A 20,236-nucleotide genomic window follows, 5' to 3' on the forward strand; every position below is an offset into this window, starting at 1 on the left:
TTTAACTATTTTCTACAGTATTTATCTCCTCCGCACTCAGCCCATATAACTCATAAACCATCATATCTATTTGTTGTTCTAAATCGCTAGTATCTGCTTTAGCGTCTTGGGATTTATGGAAAAGGATTTTATCTACAACTTTAGATATATTGTTTTTTGCTTTAATATAAGGCAAGTTTTCAATTTCATAAGAATTGACATTACTATTTGTACTAGTTGTTTTAAAAAGCCAATTATATAATCTTGAATTTAACAAGCCTAATAACTCTAATTTTTCTTCTTTACTGAAAGCATCTATTAAAAAATAATTACAAGAATGTCCACAGAATGAATTTTTATCTAAGAATGAAGCTTTGATTCTGTATTTTTCATTTACCCCAGTAATACCTTGCATAACAATTCTTTCAAAAGAATAATGATTTGATTTTGGAGAACTATTTTCGGATAAATATTCTTTTTTGTTAACGTATTCTATATTTCCTTGACTAGGTTTTTGAGTCAAAAAATATTTTTGAACTTGTGCACCCTTAATTAAAATATTTTCGTTTTTCTCATTTAGAAAATATTTTTTATGTGTTGAAATATTTAATTCTCCTTGATAGCATTTTATTATGTTTTTAAATTTCTGTTTATCTTTTTGAATTTTTATAAGTAGAGAAATTTCTTTATTATTAGCTAGAGGAATTGAATGTGTCTCAAAATCAATGGATTCGATAATTTTATAATTTAGTAGAATTGGGGAGGAGTTTATTTCTCTTAGATGACTTATGTTTAATTCAAAATCAGTATTTATACTTTTTTTATTTTCTGACAATAAAATACAAACACTCATTTTAGCTTCTTCAAATACTCTATTATTTTCATTATCTCTTTCAGGAAAAGCATCAATCTTTAGAATTGTTTGTTCTTTTAAATAATATTCTCTTATTTTTTTTGCTTGATTATCAGCTAAAAATGAAATTTGAAATATTTGACAATTTAATCCATTTTGTTTAAGTATTTCAGGTGCTAATGATAGGAATAATTTAAAAGCATTCAATTTTCCTCCTTGTGAATTTTTATATTTATTATCTAATTTAAAATAATTTAATTCGTTTTCACCAATATTGGTAGATTCAAATACAAAATAAGGCGGATTTCCGATAACCACATCAAACCCCACAAAATCACCATTGTCATTCAATACATCAGGAAATTCAAAACGCCATTCAAAAGCATTTTCATAAATCTTGTTGCTTTTTATTTCTTCTATTTCGGTATCTAGTTTTTTGGTATCTACTGCCAGTACATTTACTCTTTTGTTCCAAGCGGTTTGCTCTTTCTTGCTACGCTCAAATAATCCTGTTTGTTGGGTTAAATTAAAGAGTTCGCCTTTTAGTTTTTCGAGTTTAATTTTCTTAGGATCGTTAATCCCTATTTCGCTTCTAAAATTCCCTTTAATATCTAAAATCAAACGCTCCATTTCGCGCTTTTGCTCTTTGCTTTCGGCATTACGGTAAGTATCTACGGCTAGTTTGTAACTTTCAATATTCCACTTGCTTTGTTTGAGTGCTTTTTTCAAATCAGCATCTAATCCAAATCGAGATATTAGGGAGTTCCCGCATTTTATATTAATATCAATGTTAGGTAAGGTTTCCAGTTCATTGGTATTGGGTTTGTAATAGGCATTTTTCAATAACTCAATCCACAATCGCAAACGACAAATTTTAACGGAGTTGGGATTTATGTCCACACCAAACAAGCAATTCTCTATTATGGTTTGTTTCTCGTGAAATAAGGTTTCCTGTACGCGTTGGCTTTCTTTATTTTTAGGGTTGTATTGAAACGGAACTCCATCTTCATCCGTTACCATCAATTCATCATTGACTACTTCAAATTGGTATTCTTTCAAGCGATTCCCATTATGATCTTGCAAAACACGCAAGTCATTTTTAATGGCAATGATTTCATTCAGGGCCGAAACCAAGAAATGTCCCGAACCAACGGCAGGATCACATATTTTTAGTGTGTTTATTATGCCATTAGCTTCTTTTCTATCTTCGATTTTATCATAGAGTTGTTTAAATTCAGTACAATCCCAGTATTTAGTTTCATTAAATTTTTGAACAACAGCCCTACGAATCGTTTCTTTACACATGTACATCGTGATGAAACTGGGAGTAAAGAAGGAACCATCTTTGTAGCCGTTAATTTTTTCGAAAATTAAACCTAAAACAGAAGCATTAATCAGCGTTTTATTATCCTCTTGAATGTCTTCACTTCCTTCGCTGGCAAAATCGTAAGCATCCAGAAATGAGAAGAAATAGTTCAGGGAATCTATTGTTCCTGTTTTCTTTTTTCCAGTGGTATTTTTGATTACAGTTGATGATAATAATTCTAGTGGAACATGATCTTGCAATTGCGAGATAAAAAGGGCATTGTGTTCTAACTCTGTAGGTTCAAAAAGGGAACTGTTTAAGTATGGTACTTTTGCAAATTTAGTTGCCACTCCAGCGTTTCTTTCCTCTGGCTTTTTTGCGAGAACCTGAAAGAAGAGACCGTTTAAATTATCATAATCATTTATTAATTGGGGATTTAGAAAGGAATAACTTTTGTCGCCTTTATGATAGGTTATTAGTTGCGCTTCCAGTAATTTCAGAAATAGAATTCGATTTACCCATGTAATGATCAACTCTAAAGCAACATTAAATAATTTTTCTTCATAGGTATCACCATATTGTTTGGCGTTATCCAGACGCGATATTTTATCTAAACTATCCAGTTGTATAATGGTGTTTTCTAAAAGGGAACCTAAATATCTATTTTCTGGTTTGTGTCGCCCTATTAATTTTTTCCCGCCTTCTTTTACTTCTGTCAGTCCAATGATATGTAAAAGCTCACTATAAAAGTTTTTGTCTAATGTGTTACTGTCGTTTGCAAAAGACAATTTGAGTAAATGCTCAGGAGAAAGTAATTTGAAAAGGGCAACTAATTTTTTATCGTCCTCTTTATCTTCATTTCGTAATGGCTTGTCGTATTTACGAATATCAAAATGAGCAAATTCAATGGTAATTTGTAATCCTTCGATAAAAGGTTTTGCAATCTCTTTGTAAAAATAATCGGTTGTTTTACCTGACAATCGTCCTTCTTCAAAATCAACAAATTGCTTTGTAAAAGGTTTGTTATCTGCAAATAATTTATTGAAGAGTTGGGCATCAAAAACAAACCATTCGTGAATATTAGTAACGACGAGGTGTTTTAGTTCGGTGTTTTTATGGGTGATGCGTTCTCGCATATAATACAAAACTAATTCTTGCAATGCTTTTCCGTTTAAGTTAGCAACGGTAATCATTTCAGTTTTGTTTATAGGGCTTTTGGCTTCCATGATGACACCAACGTTGCTTTTAGCATCTTTTCCATTATGAATCACCAAATCATTACGGCCTTTTGTATTTACAGAATAGTTAAGGTCGTAATAGGTTTTTTTTAAGAAATCAATCACTAAGTTTTTATGAAACTCTTCGCTTTCCTTTTCATTTATGCTATCTAAAATCTTTATCAAATTCGTTTTAAACTCCTCAATATGGGTACGGTTTGGTTTTATTTTTAGAAAAGCTTTATTGAGTGCTTTACGTGGTTCTAGAAGTATAGTATTCATAATTTAATGTCGGGGTTCTTTAATCTCAAACTTACTATTAAAAAGCGAGAACTAAAATTTTACTACAATATCTAATTAGTTTTAAATATTGATATCAAATGTACTAATCAATTCAGTGAACAGTTTACGGTTTTCCTCATTTCAGGAAAATCATTGACTTATTTATATTTCTATTAATGGTTCTAATGACTTTTGATTCTGTTTTTGTAAATAAACGACATTTTGTAGGATTTTACTATACCCACTTTTAGTTATATTTATCATTTAAAAAGGAAGTGGTTTTTTTATAAAATCTTAAAATAAGTTAAACAAAAAGTATCAAACTGCTTGATTAAAAAACAAACAACTTCATACTTTCCATCAAGTAACTTAAAACCACTTTAGTTTGTCACATTTATTTTATAGTTAGTTTAAAGAGTTTATTCTCATACCCCCAAACTTGAGCATGTTTTGGATTTCCTACACCAGATAATGAACCAACATAATAAACATCATTATTGTTCTCTTTTAATATTTGAAACACTTCTTTTTTCAACATTTCATACTCCTTGAAAAGTTTGCTTGGGTGATTACCCCAAGCAATTATTACTCTGCTGTTTTTTGATGAGTAATTTTTAATCACGTTTAAATTTGCAGGGTCGATAATTTCTTCCTTTAGAGCAAATAATTCTTTTGAATATGTTTCATAAAAAGGAATTAAATTCAGAATGATAATTTTCCCTACGTTTTTAAGTTCCTCTCTATCATTTTTATTCTTAAAGATGTAATTACAAACATTAAAAACTGTTTTATCAGAAACCTCTAAAGTGGCTCTACTTGGGTTTTTCATTATTACAATAATATTTTCAGTACGATCTTTATTTATGGTTAACTCTAACCAAAATCTCTTTTTATCTGTTCGATGATAGTTTTTATCTACAATAAAATCTGGGTGTTTATAAACTGGTTTTTTCATTTTTTTAATTAGTTTTTAGTTGGAAAAGTTTTTTAGTTGGTTTTAGTGAATTCATGAATAGTATCATTAGAATTAAAAACCTAACTAATATAATTAAGATATTTAATTCGTTTCAATATCTACTGCTAAATGTGAAATTCTAAAGGACAATAATGATAACAAATGAATTTACCAAAATTATAATATTTATTCTATATTAAGGAACCACGAAAAGCTCAACTTTTAAACTAAGCGAAATTCTAACATAATAATAAAGAGTTAATTTTTAAGTAGATAGAACACAAATTTAGAGTTAGAAATAAAGCTCATTTATAACTAAAACAGTTATTTTAATTTACTTAAAAAATAAGATAATTTAGCATTTATAGTGGTAATTTATTAATTTTGTAGTCAACCCTTTCTAGAAATAGAATGGACAGCTGTAGAAAGAACTTGATGAAAAGAGTAACAAATAGCTCAGAAGTTGGATTGTAATTACGCCTTGAAATAACAGGTAATATAGTAGTGAGGTTTCTCCGATAGGTTGGAAAATGGAATCAAAGTGAAATCAGTAGGTTGGAACATAACACAGAGTAATAAGTGTCCTGAATTAACAGGAGTTTTAGTTTCCAGCGTGGGTGTAGTAAGATAATAACTTATGACGTACAGTACTGTATAAGCATGATTTTAAAAGCAAAATAGAACTATTCTGCTTACCAAAGATAAAATTTGGCAGGGGTTTTTTATGCTTTTTTTATAACGAAATTTGATAATTACACTTTTATATATTCCTTCATATCCATAACCTTGAAATGCATTTCATCAATTACTTTCGTTTCAAATGCATCTAAATAAATGTTAGTTATTTTATTTCCATATTCATGTCCCAAAGCTTCTGCAATTAACTCATTAGAGTATCCCAAACGTTTAGCAATTGTTGCAAATGAATGTCTACTTGTGTATGTGGTAATTGGGGTACAAAAATCATTTGCAATAGATAATCTTTTTAAATATTTATTTGTTGTTTTAATGCACTGACTAATTATCTTCTTAGCTCTTATAGTGTCTTCAGGAACATCATTTGGCAATATTGGTAACAAATACTTGCTACCCACTACATTGAACTGAAAAATTATTGATAATGCTTCAGGAAAAAGTTTTATACTATAGTTTTTATGTGTTTTACGTCTTTTGTAGGTTAATCTACCGTCAATAATATTTAATGGTGTCAGATAGGCTAAATCAGTAAATGATATTCCTCTCAAATAAAAGCTTAAAAAGAATAAATTTAACGACTTTGAAGTTATCGTATGACCAGTTTCTTTACACAGTAGTATTTTATAAAGATCTTCCTTTAAAACAGCTCTTTTTGTTGTCTTTTCACTCTTTATACTGATATCGTAAAAGGGATAAAAAGATCTGTCAACCACTTTTAGCTTAATAGCTTTGTTGTAAATTGCTCTTATAGTCCTAATGTAGTTCGAAATGCTATTCAACTTTAATCCTGCCAACAAAAGATGGTGTTCAAATTGTTTTAAAACGGAATAATTAATATCCGTAAAAACAAAATCATCTTTACCATAGAAATCAACAAATCGATTTAATGCAGTTTGATAAACTAAAGCGTTACCAGTTTTAGTAATTTCAAGCATTTGATAAATTAAATTATCAGAAAAAGACTTAAAAGTAACTTCTTTACAAGATTCAGGTTTGCCTTCTACTCTATTTCTTAATTCCGATATTGTAAAATCAATATCGAGTTCTAAGATTACCTTTTGAATTTTGAAAAACTGATTTGATAGTTTAATGTTTAGCAATTTTGAATTAGGATGTGTTTTATCAATTTCACTCTTTTGCTTATTCCAATGAAATTCAGCAGCAGAAATTCCAGAGTTAAGCGTATAGACTTTTCTTTCGTGAGTTATTCTAAAGATAATATTGAAACATCCATCTGATTTTTGTCTTCTAGTGTCCAAAAGAGTTTTCATACTTGCCATAATTGAGTTGAATTATGGTTTTCATGTGCAAACTATGTGCAAACAATTACTTCAAATGAAGTAAATAACATCCTAAAAGAATAAAAAAATGTAATTAATACAAAAGGTATAAAAACAGAAAACCCTCATAATCAAAAGATTATAAGGGTTTTGAAGTGAAGGCAGAAGGATTCGAACCTTCGACCGCCTGCTTAGAAGGCAGGTGCTCTATCCAGCTGAGCTATGCCTCCATTGCTCGTGTAAGAAAATTAGTCGGGGTGGCAGGATTCGAACCTGCGGCCTCCTGCTCCCAAAGCAGGCGCGATAACCGAGCTACGCTACACCCCGAAGTGCAAAAAATATAAAGCGGAGGGACAGGGACTCGAACCCTGGCACCGATTACTCGATGACAGTTTAGCAAACTGCTCCATTACCACTCTGGCACCCCTCCAAGCTCAAAGAAACGTGTCTCGTTTTGCGGTTGCAAATTTAAGACAACTTTACGTTTCCCACAACTATTTTAAGGCTTTTTTTTATGTTTTTTTGACATTATTCTAAAAACAGTTCACAATCAAACATATAGCTTGAAATAAAAATTCACTTTAATTTTGAAAAAATATAATACTTAGTCAAAAACAAAAATTTGTTCAAAAAAGAGTAAATTTGCTATATAAACCAACATTTTATAAGTTATGAACAAAAGAGTTGTTATCGTTTCTGCCGTTAGGACACCTATCGGAAGTTTTATGGGGGGATTATCTACCGTTTCTGCACCAAAATTAGGTGCAATTGCAATTAAAGGAGCTTTAGACAAAATAAATCTAGATCCAAATTTAGTTGACGAAGTTTTTATGGGAAATGTCGTTCAGGCAGGTGTAGGACAAGCTCCTGCGCGTCAAGCAGCAATTTATGCTGGCTTACCTGATAGCGTAGCCTGTACTACAATAAATAAAGTATGTGCATCTGGTATGAAATCAGTAATGTTAGGAGCCCAAGCAATTCAGTGTGGTGATGCAGAGATCGTCATAGCTGGAGGAATGGAAAACATGAGCTTGATTCCACATTATATGAATTTGAGAACAGGAACCAAGTTTGGTCCATCAACCATGGTTGACGGAATGCAAAAAGATGGTTTAACGGATGCTTATGACAACAACGCAATGGGAGTTTGCGCTGACTTGTGTGCATCTGAATACAAGTTTACAAGAGAAGACCAAGATAATTACGCAATCCAGTCTTATACTCGTTCTGCTAAAGCATGGGAGGCTGGTAAATTTGATAATGAAATAGTTCCAGTTGCTGTCCCACAAAGAAAAGGAGACCCAATTATAGTTTCTAAAGATGAAGAATTTACAAACGTAAAAATAGATCGCATCCCTACATTAAATGCAGTATTTACTAAAGATGGTACGGTTACAGCTGCAAATGCTTCTACTATTAATGACGGAGCTGCTGCATTAGTTTTAATGAGTGAAGAAAAAGCATTGTCATTAGGACTAAAACCACTTGCATACATAAAAAGCTATGCAGATGCGGCTCAAGAGCCAAAGTGGTTCACTACAAGTCCATCAAAAGCATTACCCAAAGCATTAAAAAAAGTAGGTCTAACAACTAGCCAAGTTGATTACTTTGAATTCAATGAAGCGTTCGCGGTTGTAGGGCTTGCGAATGCCAAAATTTTAGGTTTAGATAATGACAAAGTAAACGTAAACGGTGGCGCTGTCTCACTAGGACATCCATTAGGTTGTTCTGGGGCACGAATTATAGTTACGCTACTCAATGTACTAGAACAAAATAACGGTAAGATTGGAGCAGCTGCTATATGTAATGGTGGTGGTGGCGCTTCTGCCATTGTAATTGAAAGAGCTTAAATAATCATAAATTATGGGTTTTAAGCACCAAAATCTTACAACCCATAATTTCAACTTATAAATTGATCTAAATGTTCGGAATTTGTAATCTAGCAATAATCCCCTTACGATTTGAACCCAGTGATAAAAGCGAAATTGTTTCTCAAGTTTTATTTGGTGAACATTTTGAAATTATTGAACAATTTAAACAGTGGTCTCGAATCAAAATGCAATTTGATAGGTATGAAGGCTGGGTAGATTCTAAACAATATCAATTGATTTCCGAGGCTAATTACATCCAACTTTCAAATGATACGATTATTCTCAATGGTGACTTGATTGAATACATAACTGGAAATTCTAATTTATTAATTCCTATTCCTTTAGGATCGTCATTATCATTTATAAATAACAATGAGATTAACGTCAATAATTTTTATTTCGAAGGCACAAAAATAAATGGCATTAAAGACAAAAAAGAACTGATCAATACTGCTTTTTTATATTTAAACGCTCCCTATTTATGGGGAGGAAAAACTCCTTTTGGTATAGACTGCTCCGGTTTTACTCAAATGGTATACAAACTAAATGGTTATAAACTATTAAGAGATGCTTCACAACAAGCAACTCAAGGGGAAGCGTTAAGTTTTATTGAAGAGAGTGAACCTGGAGACTTGGCTTTTTTTGACAATGAAGATGGAAATATTATCCATGTAGGAATCATCATGGAAAACAACTACATCATTCATGCAAGTGGAAAAATAAGAATAGACAGATTAGATCACTTAGGCATATACAATCCAGAAATAAACAAACACACACACAAACTTAGGGTTATCAAAAAAATTATATAACAAAAAAAAACCTATCTGAAACAGATAGGTTTTTTTATGCATATGTAAGATTTACATTTTATCTTTTAATGCTTTTTTCTTTTCAGTCATTTCTAAAGCACCATAAACACTTATCAACGTGTTTTTAACCTCTTCATTTTTAGGATCCAATTCATTTGCTTTTTCTAAATATGGCAAAGCATCTTTAAAAACTACTTCTCTTTGTTTTTTAAGAACTAAGTAACGCTTGTTATCTTTCTCTGAGTTTCCTAATTTATTCATTTCATCAAAAATAACTTTGTCACCGTCCAGTTTCATAATAGCCAAATTAAGATATGCATTTACATAATCAGGCTTAATTTCAATTGCTCTTTTATAATACTTCTCAGCATCAACTACATTTTTAGCATTATAGCTAACAACTCCTAAATTAAAAACTAAATCTGCATCATTAGGATTTTTTTCTAAAGCTTCAGAGATTAATTTTTTATATTTATCAAAATCTTTAGTTTCTAAATACAAGTTAGCTTCTGTCAAAATTAATGAATCATCATCAGGATTATTCGCTCTAGCTTCAGCAATTGCTTTTTTAGCTTCATCAGTTCTCCCTTTTTCAACTAAAATTAAAGCCATATTTTTATATATCTCTCCTCTTTTTGATGGAATAACCTCAGTTCGTGGTTTTTCATGTGTTCCCATTTTCACCATTCTATCTCTTTCTTGAACGGTAGCAAAAAGATCTTCTTCACTAGTCAATTTATTTACAGCCAAATAACTTGTTCCTTTTCCAGAATAGTTCATTGTCTTCAAATCATCGTACAATTTCAACGCTTTGTCATATTCTTTTGCATTTACATAAGTAGACGCTGCATAATATAAATTTAAAGTGTCTTTTTTATCTAATAAATAAGCGTCATATAATTTTTGAGCACTTTCAAGATCTTTGTTCACTTTAGAATCAGCTATCGCACTATTTATCAACTTATATTTTATTGCTGTAATTGAAGTAGCTGCTTCAGTTGAATATTTTGATTTTCCTGAAGCTTTCTCAGCTGCCAGCAAATCCAAATAAGCCGCAGATGCTATAGATAAATTTTTATCAGTATCTATATTTTTATTTGCCAAGTCCAAAAAAGCATTTCCTTTCACAAAGAAAAATTGTGCTTTTTCAGAGTCTGATGCATTTGAAATTAAAGACTCAGCACCTTTCAAAATTGTAGCAGCTTCTTGAGAATCGCCTTTTTTTAATGCTTTTTCTGCCGCTTTAATTTCATCTTTTTGAGCAAAAGTAGCTACTGATATCAATAATGCTGATGCAAGTATTACATATTTACCTTTCATAATATTCATTTTTGTTATTTAATAATTATTCTTTTTTTATTTATTTAAACTATGCTTCATCGTCGTCTGAGTCATCCTCTTCAGCCTCATCTTCAACTTCCTCGTCTTCTTCGTCATCCGAATCATCATCAACTCCTACTTCTTCTTCAAGAACTTCAAGAACAGGTTTCACCCTTTCAATTGTCTCTACTTCGATAACATTTCCGTCTTCGTCAACAACAACCTCTTCTTCATCATCCTTCATTACTTTTGTAACTGCAGCAATAGAATCTTTCCCTTTTAGATTAATCAGTTTCACACCTTGAGTAGCACGTCCCATCACTCGTAAATCTTCAACCGCCATTCTAATAGTCAATCCTGATTTATTGATGATCATTAAATCATCTGCATCAGTTACTGCATTAATAGAAATAAGACTTCCTGTTTTCTCAGTGATATTTAAAGTTTTCACTCCTTTACCACCACGATTAGTTATACGGTAAACATCTTCTCCATCTTCATCAACTAATTTAGTACGTTTTCCGTATCCATTTTCAGTTACTACTAAGACTTGAGAATCGTTTACAGCATCCTTATCTACAGTAATCATGCCAATCACTTCATCATTATCGTCTTTAAGCGAAATTCCACGTACTCCAGAAGCTGTTCTTCCCATTGGACGGGTCTTTGTTTCTTCAAAACGAACTAACTTACCTGACTTAACAGCTAATATAATTTGGCTTTCACCATTTGTCAATTTAGCTTCTAATAATTCATCACCTTCTTTAATAGTAATAGCTGCAACTCCGTTTATTCTAGGTTTAGAATATTTCTCTAATGAAGTTTTCTTAACCTGACCCTTTTTAGTCACCATAACTAAGTTATGACTCTTAATATAATCTTGGTCTTTTAGATCTTGAGTACAAATAAAAGCTTTCACTTTATCATCACTCTCTATATTTACCAAATTCTGGATTGCTCTCCCTTTAGCCGTTTTACTTCCTTCAGGAATTTCATAAACACGCATCCAGAAACATTTCCCTTTTTGAGTAAAGAACATCATATATTGATGATTTGTTGCCACAAACATATGCTCTAAGAAATCTTGATCTCTCGTTCCAGCACTTTTTTGTCCAACTCCTCCTCTATTTTGAGTTTTATATTCCGTTAGATTTGTACGCTTAATATATCCTGCATGTGAAATTGTAATTACTACATTTTCATCAGCAATTAAATCTTCGATACTTACATCCCCACCAGAATACTCTATTTGAGAACGACGTTCATCACCATATTTATCCCGAATTTCTTCTAATTCTTCTTTGATCAATGCAGTTCTTAAGTTCACATCTGCTAATAACGCTTTCAAATGTTCAATTAATTTCATCAATTCGTCATACTCAGCTCTTAACTTGTCTTGTTCCAGACCAGTTAATTGACGCAAACGCATTTCTACAATTGCACGCGCTTGAATATCTGACAATTTAAATCTTTCGATTAATTTTTCTCTAGCTTCCTCAGTGTTTTTAGAACCTCTAATTAAGGCAATCACTTCGTCAATATTATCAGAAGCAATGATTAATCCTTCTAAAATATGTGCTCTTGCCTCGGCTTTTTTTAGTTCAAATTGAGTTCTTCGAGTCACTACATCATGACGGTGTTCTACAAAATAATGAATCAAGTCTTTCAGATTCAACATTTGAGGACGACCTTTTACAATTGCAATGTTATTAACACTAAAAGAAGATTGCAGTTGGGTATACTTATACAAAGTATTCAAAACTACGTTAGGCGTAGCGTCACGTTTCAAGATATAAACGATACGCATACCGTTTCTATCTGATTCATCACGAATATTTGCAATACCCTCTATTTTTTTTTCATTTACTAAGTCAGCAGTACGCTTAATCATATCTGCCTTATTGACTTGATAAGGAATTTCAGTTACAATAATAGATTCTCTACCATCCACTTCTTCAAAGCCAACTTTGGCGCGCATCACTACTCTACCTCTACCTGTTTTAAAAGCTTCTCGAACTCCTTCATAACCATAAATTATACCACCAGTAGGGAAATCTGGTGCTTTAATGTGGTTCATTAATTCATCAACCTCAATGTCATTATTGTCCATATAGGCCAATGTCCCATTAATTACTTCCGTAAGATTGTGAGGAGGCATATTAGTAGCCATACCTACTGCAATACCTGTGGCACCGTTTATCAATAAAGTAGGAACACGAGTTGGCATTACTGTTGGCTCTTGAAGCGTATCATCAAAATTTAATTTAAAATCAACTGTTTCTTTATCAATATCCGCTAAAATTTCTTCCGAAATCTTACGCATTCTAGCCTCCGTATAACGCATGGCAGCAGGACTATCTCCATCTACTGAACCAAAGTTACCTTGACCATCAATTAATAAATAACGCATACTCCATTCTTGAGCCATACGAACCATGGCGTCATAAACTGAGGTATCTCCGTGAGGGTGATACTTACCTAAAACTTCTCCGACAATTCTTGCGGACTTTTTGTGCGCAGATCTTGAATTAACTCCTAAATCATGCATACCAAATAGTACTCGACGATGTACTGGTTTCAAGCCATCTCTAACATCTGGAAGTGCTCTTGATACAATTACTGACATCGAATAATCAATGTAAGCCGTTTTCATTTCATCTTCTATGTTAATAGGAATTAACTTTTCTCCTTCAGACATAAGTTGTTATATTAAATAATTATATTAGTTTCAAAACGTGCCAATATACGGCTTTCTGAAATTTTTCAAAGCATTTTAACTTACTTATTTCAATGATTTATTAACAAATTAACATTCGCTTTTGTTTAATAAATTAACAAATATTCAACATTATTTTATCTTTTTTTTTGTCAATTAGCTGACACGACTTCTTAGGAACGATTTTTGTTTTTCAAATAGTAATTCACTAAATTTACATATACTAAATATATATTATGGATGATAATTTTTCACCAAGAGTAAAAGACGTTATAACCTATAGCAAAGAAGAAGCTTTGCGATTGGGTCATGACTTTATAGGTACTGAACACTTGATGCTAGGTATCCTTCGAGATGGTAATGGTAAAGCAATTCAAATATTAAATAACCTTTCTGTTGATTTAGATCATTTAAGACGAAAGGTCGAAATACTTAGCCCCGCAAACCCTACTTTAGATACTAATGTAGAAAAGAAAAACCTACACTTGACACGTCAAGCCGAGCGCGCATTGAAGACTACTTTTCTAGAAGCAAAAGTGTTTCAAAGTTCCTCTGTAAGTACTGCACATTTATTATTGTGCATATTAAGAAATGAAAACGATCCCACAACCAAGCTATTAAATAAACTTAAAATAGATTATGACGTAGCTAAAGAACAGTACATAAATATGACACCAAACGAAGAAGAATTCTTAGAAAATTTACCAAGAGCAACCGACTCCTACAATGAAGATTCAGGACAAGATGACAGTCTTAAAGAAGGTAATTTTAATAATCCCGCCAATAAATCTAACAAAAAATCCAAAACACCTGTTTTAGATAATTTCGGAAGAGATTTAACCGAAATGGCCGAAGAAGGAAAATTAGATCCTGTTGTAGGACGTGAAAAAGAAATTGAACGTGTTTGCCAAATTTTGAGCCGACGTAAAAAAAACAATCCACTACTTATAGGAGAACCTGGAGTTGGTAAATCTGCTATTGCAGAAGGTTTAGCTTTACGCATCATACAAAAGAAAGTATCAAGAATCCTATTCAACAAAAGGGTAGTAACATTGGATCTAGCTAGTCTTGTTGCGGGAACTAAATACAGAGGTCAGTTCGAAGAGCGCATGAAAGCGGTAATGAATGAATTGGAAAAAAATGATGATATCATCCTTTTCATTGATGAAATTCACACCATTGTTGGTGCTGGAGGAGCAACTGGTTCACTAGATGCATCTAACATGTTTAAACCTGCATTAGCAAGAGGAGAAATCCAATGTATTGGAGCAACTACTCTTGATGAATACAGACAATATATTGAAAAAGACGGTGCTTTAGAAAGACGTTTCCAAAAGATAATTGTTGAACCAACATCAGTTGAGGAAACGATTACCATTTTGAATAATATCAAAAATAAATATGAAGACCATCATAATGTTACTTATACACCCGAAGCGATTGAGGCTTGTGTAAAGTTGACAAATAGATACATGTCTGAACGATTTTTACCGGACAAGGCTATCGATGCTTTAGACGAAGCAGGTTCACGTGTTCACATTACCAATATTGAGGTACCTAAAAAAATTCTTGATTTAGAACGTCAATTAGAAGATATCCGTGAACTAAAAAATGTTGTTGTCAAAAAACAAAAATATGAGGAAGCAGCTAAACTTCGTGATGATGAAAAACGCATCGAAAAAGAATTAGCAATTGCTCAAGAACAATGGGAAGAGGATGCTAAAAACAACCGAATCGAAGTTACAGAGGACAATGTTGCCGATGTAGTTTCGATGATGACAGGAATTCCTGTTAATCGTATCGCTCAAACCGAAAGTAACAAATTAGCCAAACTACCGGAGCTCATAGAAAGCAAAGTAGTTGGACAAAATGAAGCTGTACTTAAAATTGCGCGTTCAATTCAAAGAAATCGCGCAGGATTGAAAGACCCAAATAGACCTATTGGTTCATTTATCTTTCTTGGTCAAACAGGAGTTGGAAAAACACAATTGGCCAAAGTTCTAGCTAAAGAATTATTTGATTCCGAAGATGCATTGGTTCGTATTGACATGAGTGAATACATGGAGAAATTTGCAATTTCGCGTTTAGTTGGAGCGCCTCCAGGATACGTTGGATACGAAGAAGGTGGACAATTAACTGAGAAAGTACGTCGCAAACCTTATTGTGTTGTTTTATTAGATGAAATAGAAAAAGCACATCCTGATGTTTTCAATATGTTGCTACAAGTTCTTGATGATGGGTATTTGACAGATAGCTTAGGCCGAAAAATTGATTTCAAAAATACAATCATCATCATGACTTCTAATGTAGGAGCACGACAATTGAAAGATTTTGGTCAAGGTGTTGGTTTTGGTACCGCTGCCAAAGTTGCTCAAGCAGATGATAATTCAAAAAGTATTATTGAAAATGCGCTTAAGAAAACATTTGCACCCGAATTTTTAAACAGAATTGATGACGTAATCGTTTTCAACGCTTTAGAAAAACACGATATTGATTTGATTATCGAAATTGAATTAAAAAAATTATATGCTAGAGTTTCTGAATTAGGATACCAATTAACCCTTTCTGATAAAGCAAAATCTTTTATTGCTGAAAAAGGATTTGACAGACAATTTGGAGCTAGGCCTCTAAAAAGAGCCATTCAAAAATATGTTGAAGATGCGCTTGCTGAAGAAATTATAACTTCAAAAATTACATCAGGAGATGAGATTTTTATGGATATAGAAGATGGAGCACAAGAATTAAATGTACATGTACATAAAGCTGGTGAACCAACAAACCCATAAGCATACAGCCTCTAATTTATTAAAAAGTCCGTTACTTTATATAAAGTAACGGACTTTTTCTTTACGTTAATTATACCCAATATTAAAAACATATATTTACATTTGAATTTTATAATACAAATCAAACAAAAATAAAAATATGCCTCTAAATAAAGTAATACTAGGGAGTGAGGAATGGTGTTCTTTTCCTGAATTAGGAATCCCCACGATTAAAGCACGTGTAGATTCGGGCGCAAAAACATCGGCTCTACATGCAATAAATATTGCTCCTTTCATAAAAAACGAATCCAATTGGGTACGATTTGACATAAATCCTATTCAAAACAACCTTAAGACCGTTATTCATTGCGAAGCTCCTTTAATCGACAAAAGAATAGTCAAAAGCTCTAGTGGATTTAGAGAACAACGGTATGTAATTCAAACTAATTTACAAATTGGAGAATCAACATGGCCTATCGAAATGACATTGACCAACAGAGATTCAATGGGGTTTCGAATGCTTTTGGGTAGAGAAGCCATGAGTGGTCGAGTCCTTGTTGATCCAGAGCAAAAATACCTTTTAGGTCAACCCACTTCAGAAGCACTAAAAGAATTATATGTAAATGCTGAAAAAGCACCAACAGGTCTCCGCATTGGTGTCTTGGCCAGTAATCCTGAATTATACTCTAACAAACGTATCATGGAAGCGGGTGAAATGCGTGGTCACGAAATGCATTTTTTAAACATTAAAGAATGTTATATGAGACTAGACGCTCAAACTCCCGAAATTCATTATAGAGGTGGTATCATTTTAAATCAATTTGACGCTATTATTCCAAGAATAAGACCAAGTATCACTTTTTATGGTTGCGCTTTAACTAGGCAATTTGAAGCATTAAAAGTATTTTGCTTAAATTCTGCAAGCGCTATTACACAATCTCGCGACAAGTTATATTCCCTCCAATTATTATTAAATAGCGGTATTGGTATTCCTACTACTGGATTTGCGAATTCTCCATTAGATACAAATGATTTAATAAAAATGGTAGGTGGTTCTCCATTAATTGTAAAGTTATTAGAAGGAACTCAAGGAAAAGGAGTTGTACTCGCTGAAACAAAAAAAGCGGCAGAAAGTGTTATTAATGCATTTAAAAGTGTAAATGCCAATATTTTAGTTCAAGAGTTTATCAAAGAAGCCGATGGAAAAGACATTCGCTGTTTTGTGATCGACGGAAAAGTAGTCGCTTCTATTCAACGTGAAGCTATGCCAGGTGAATTTAGAGCGAACATACACCTTGGCGGAACAGCCACAGTAATAAAAGCAACTTCTGAAGAAAAACGCATAGCCATAAAAGCGGCAAAAGCGATGGACTTAAAAGTAGCAGGTGTAGATATTATTCGTTCTGCAAAAGGGCCATTACTATTAGAAGTAAATTCTTCTCCAGGACTTGAAGGAATCGAAGGCGCCACAAACAAAGATATCGCAGGCGAAATGATTAAAGCCATCGAGAAGAATTTTAAGATAAAATAAAAAGTGAATCCTTATCTTGACATAGTCATTCGAAGTGCAACTGTATATTTTTTTATGGTGATTGCTTTGCGCATCTTTGGTAAGAAAGAATTGTCACAGCTCAATACAGCCGATGTTATTTTGATATTACTAATTAGTAATTCGGTTCAAAATGCAATGGTTGGGAACAACACGAGTCTTTACGGAGGCTTAGTTGCTGCGACAATTTTATTTGGCATCAATTTTATTTTAAAAAAGTTAATGTTCAAATATCAAAAATTCAATAATTTCTTTATAGAAAAGCCTGAGATTTTAATTCACAATGGAACATTAGAATTTAAAACTTTAAGTAAGTTAAACATCACCTCTGAAGAATTGAGAGAAGCAATGAGAGAACATGGAGTGGAGCATTTTAAGGACGTGAAATTATCAATGTTAGAGATTGATGGCAACATTAGTATTATTACTGGCAATATCAATTTGAAACAGAGTCTTTATAAAAGAAAGAAAAAAGTAAAAAAAACAATCCACTAGTTTAAAAAAAATAACTTTTACTGACTTATAAAAACAAAAAGAGATCCAAGTTTAATTTAAAACTGGATCTCTTTTTTTTTAGTAAATATTTATTTTCAGATTATATAAACAATCTTAGAATATAATATACTAACCCTGCCAATAATCCTGAAACCGGAATAGTTAAAACCCATGCCCATAACAAACTTACCGTTACACCCCAACGAACAGCCGAAATACGTTTAGTCAAACCTACCCCTATTATCGAACCCGTTATAGTATGAGTTGTACTTACTGGAACTTTAAAATGCTCCGTAAAATAAAGTGTCAAAGCTCCAGCAGTTTCTGCAGCAACTCCTTCAAATGATGTTACTTTAGTGATTTTTGACCCCATTGTTTTTACAATTTTCCAGCCACCACTTAAAGTTCCTATAGCAATAGCAGTATAACAAGCCAATGGAATCCATTCTGGCATTACTCCTTTAATTCCTTTTTCATCATTTGGCAAAACCACTTGCAACCATTCAGGAAGACTTACAATATCAACACCGCTGGTCTTAATATAAACAGCTACTGCTGCTGCAATAATTCCCATTACTTTTTGCGAATCATTTCCTCCATGTCCTAAACTAAAAGCTGCCGAAGACAACAACTGCATTTTTTTCAAAACCGCATCCGCTCTATGTAAATTTAAACTACTAAATACTAAAGCGAAAATGGATATCGATATGATTATAAAAGCTACTAAAAACCACTTTATATTGTGTGATTCAAATACTATACTCCAAAAAACAGAAGTTGCAAATCTTGGGTTTTCTATTTTTTCGAAGGGTACCATTTGGTTATAAACAAATAAAACAGAGCCTATCATTAATGCTAATGTAAACAATTTAGGCAACAAACTCTTCTTTGAGGCATTGAGTAACCAAATAGAAATAAAATACGACATGACAGCTCCTAAAAGAGGTGCCAATACAATAAATGCAATGATAATAACGACACCTGAAGGCATCCCTCCATCTTTACCTGCTTTGTACCAACTTACAATATTATACCAATGCTTGATGTGTTCTACTCCGTCTTCAACGATAACATAATCAGAAAATCCGTGTACAGCAATGGCATGAGCAATAGCCGCTCCAGCAAAACCTCCAATCAAAGTATGAGAGGAACTAGAAGGTATCCCTTGCCACCAAGTAATTAGATTCCAGATGATGGCCGCAACAACTCCCGCAAGAATTACGGTCAAGTTAATCTGGCTAGAATCAGCCGTTTTTGCAACAGTATTAGCAACACCTAAACCAAAAACCCAGTACGCTAAGAAATTAAAAAAAGCAGCCCATACAACTGCTTGAAATGGGGAAAGAACTTTGGTTGCAACTACGGTAGCAATGGCATTTGCGGCATCGTGAAAACCATTGATGTAATCAAAAATCAAGGCCAATACTATAATAACTATTAGTAGAGTAAACATAATTTTAATTGAAAGATTGAGAAATTTTCGAAATTTTTAAGAATGCTTAACGGCAATTGATTCTAAAACACTTGCAACACTTTTACATTTATCAGTCGCAGTTTCTAAAATAGATAATACTTCTTTATATTTAATTATGTTTTTAGCATCTGTTTCATTTTCAAAAATCTCAAAAACAGCTTTATTATAAACTGTATCTGATTTATTTTCTAATTTCGAAATTCTAGCACAAGCTGCAGTAATATTTGGAATATTTTTTAAATTCCTCAACTCCTTAACTGCTGCATCAATATTTTGACAAGCGTCAAGATTGATTTCTGTTAATTTTCTAATTGACTTCGTAATTTTATCCACTTGATACAAGCGCATAATACTAGAAGCACCGTGCAAACGGTCTGCCACATTATCAATTGAAGTCACTAATGAGTGAATATCTTCTCTGTCAAATGGAGTAATGAAATTTCTACTCAACTCTAGATTAGTTTGGCGTGTAATATCCTCTCCTTTTTGTTCTAATGCATCAATCTTTTGAAAAAGAACTTCTCTTTCCTTCAAAGGAAGATTCACTGCCTCATGTAAATTGGAAGCTAATTCAATTAAATTACTAGATGCCTCTTCGAAAAGAGGAAAGAATTTTTTATCCTTCGGAACTAAAAATTGGAATATACTATTTAATGACATTTTATA

General features: G+C 32.5%; 12 protein-coding genes and 3 tRNA genes. 5 read left to right on the top strand and 10 right to left on the bottom strand.

Translation table 11 applies throughout. From position 1 onward, the window contains the following. Nucleotide 1 precedes the first annotated feature (1 nt). The 6 genes from AB3G33_RS14220 to AB3G33_RS14245 form a co-directional block, all read right to left on the bottom strand. On the bottom strand, nucleotides 2-3,637 hold the full coding sequence (locus AB3G33_RS14220; RefSeq protein WP_367770726.1) for a DNA methyltransferase: 3,636 nt from the start codon (nucleotides 3,635-3,637) through the stop codon (nucleotides 2-4). Nucleotides 3,638-4,031: 394 nt separating this feature from the next. After that, nucleotides 4,032-4,592 carry a DUF1643 domain-containing protein gene (locus tag AB3G33_RS14225; protein ID WP_367770728.1) on the bottom strand — a complete coding sequence of 187 codons (561 nt, stop codon included), beginning with the start codon at nucleotides 4,590-4,592 and terminating at the stop codon, nucleotides 4,032-4,034. Between the two features lie 752 nt (nucleotides 4,593-5,344). Beyond that, nucleotides 5,345-6,559: a phage integrase SAM-like domain-containing protein gene (locus tag AB3G33_RS14230; protein ID WP_367770731.1), complete on the bottom strand. Its 1,215-nt coding sequence runs from the start codon at nucleotides 6,557-6,559 to the stop codon at nucleotides 5,345-5,347. Between the two features lie 165 nt (nucleotides 6,560-6,724). After that, nucleotides 6,725-6,798 (bottom strand) — tRNA-Arg (locus AB3G33_RS14235). Between the two features lie 22 nt (nucleotides 6,799-6,820). Beyond that, nucleotides 6,821-6,895 (bottom strand) — tRNA-Pro (locus AB3G33_RS14240). A gap of 19 nt (nucleotides 6,896-6,914) precedes the next feature. After that, nucleotides 6,915-6,998 (bottom strand) — tRNA-Ser (locus AB3G33_RS14245). Between the two features lie 241 nt (nucleotides 6,999-7,239). On the opposite strand from AB3G33_RS14245, the gene AB3G33_RS14250 reads away from it, so the two are divergent. Together AB3G33_RS14250 and AB3G33_RS14255 are read left to right on the top strand one after the other, a co-directional pair. Further along, on the top strand, nucleotides 7,240-8,418 hold the full coding sequence (locus AB3G33_RS14250; RefSeq protein ID WP_367770733.1) for an acetyl-CoA C-acyltransferase: 1,179 nt from the start codon (nucleotides 7,240-7,242) through the stop codon (nucleotides 8,416-8,418). 71 nt (nucleotides 8,419-8,489) lie between these two features. Next, a complete protein-coding gene (locus AB3G33_RS14255; protein ID WP_367770735.1) occupies nucleotides 8,490-9,251 on the top strand; it encodes an NlpC/P60 family protein in 762 nt (253 codons plus the stop codon). A 51-nt stretch (nucleotides 9,252-9,302) separates the two neighbouring features. Here the strand turns inward: AB3G33_RS14255 and AB3G33_RS14260 are convergent, their stop codons facing one another. Both AB3G33_RS14260 and gyrA read right to left on the bottom strand, forming a co-directional pair. Next, nucleotides 9,303-10,571, bottom strand: a complete 1,269-nt coding sequence (locus AB3G33_RS14260) for a tetratricopeptide repeat protein (protein ID WP_367770737.1) — start codon at nucleotides 10,569-10,571, stop codon at nucleotides 9,303-9,305. Between the two features lie 49 nt (nucleotides 10,572-10,620). Further along, nucleotides 10,621-13,269: a DNA gyrase subunit A gene (gene gyrA, locus AB3G33_RS14265; protein WP_367753913.1), complete on the bottom strand. Its 2,649-nt coding sequence runs from the start codon at nucleotides 13,267-13,269 to the stop codon at nucleotides 10,621-10,623. 254 nt (nucleotides 13,270-13,523) lie between these two features. On the opposite strand from gyrA, the gene AB3G33_RS14270 reads away from it, so the two are divergent. The 3 genes from AB3G33_RS14270 (at nucleotide 13,524) to AB3G33_RS14280 (ending at nucleotide 18,096) form a co-directional block, all read left to right on the top strand. Next, complete coding sequence (locus AB3G33_RS14270) at nucleotides 13,524-16,073, top strand: ATP-dependent Clp protease ATP-binding subunit (RefSeq protein ID WP_367753915.1); 2,550 nt, start codon at nucleotides 13,524-13,526, stop codon at nucleotides 16,071-16,073. A gap of 139 nt (nucleotides 16,074-16,212) precedes the next feature. Continuing rightward, on the top strand, nucleotides 16,213-17,583 hold the full coding sequence (rimK, locus tag AB3G33_RS14275) for a 30S ribosomal protein S6--L-glutamate ligase (RefSeq protein ID WP_367753917.1): 1,371 nt from the start codon (nucleotides 16,213-16,215) through the stop codon (nucleotides 17,581-17,583). Nucleotides 17,584-17,586: 3 nt separating this feature from the next. Next, a complete protein-coding gene (locus AB3G33_RS14280; protein WP_367770740.1) occupies nucleotides 17,587-18,096 on the top strand; it encodes a DUF421 domain-containing protein in 510 nt (169 codons plus the stop codon). A 100-nt stretch (nucleotides 18,097-18,196) separates the two neighbouring features. Here the strand turns inward: AB3G33_RS14280 and AB3G33_RS14285 are convergent, their stop codons facing one another. Together AB3G33_RS14285 and AB3G33_RS14290 are read right to left on the bottom strand one after the other, a co-directional pair. After that, a complete protein-coding gene (locus AB3G33_RS14285; RefSeq protein ID WP_367770742.1) occupies nucleotides 18,197-19,549 on the bottom strand; it encodes an anion permease in 1,353 nt (450 codons plus the stop codon). Nucleotides 19,550-19,585: 36 nt separating this feature from the next. Continuing rightward, on the bottom strand, nucleotides 19,586-20,230 hold the full coding sequence (locus AB3G33_RS14290; protein ID WP_367753923.1) for a DUF47 domain-containing protein: 645 nt from the start codon (nucleotides 20,228-20,230) through the stop codon (nucleotides 19,586-19,588). Nucleotides 20,231-20,236 lie beyond the last annotated feature (6 nt).

It is taken from the genome of Flavobacterium sp. WC2421 (genome assembly GCF_040822115.1).
Lineage (GTDB): Bacteria > Bacteroidota > Bacteroidia > Flavobacteriales > Flavobacteriaceae > Flavobacterium.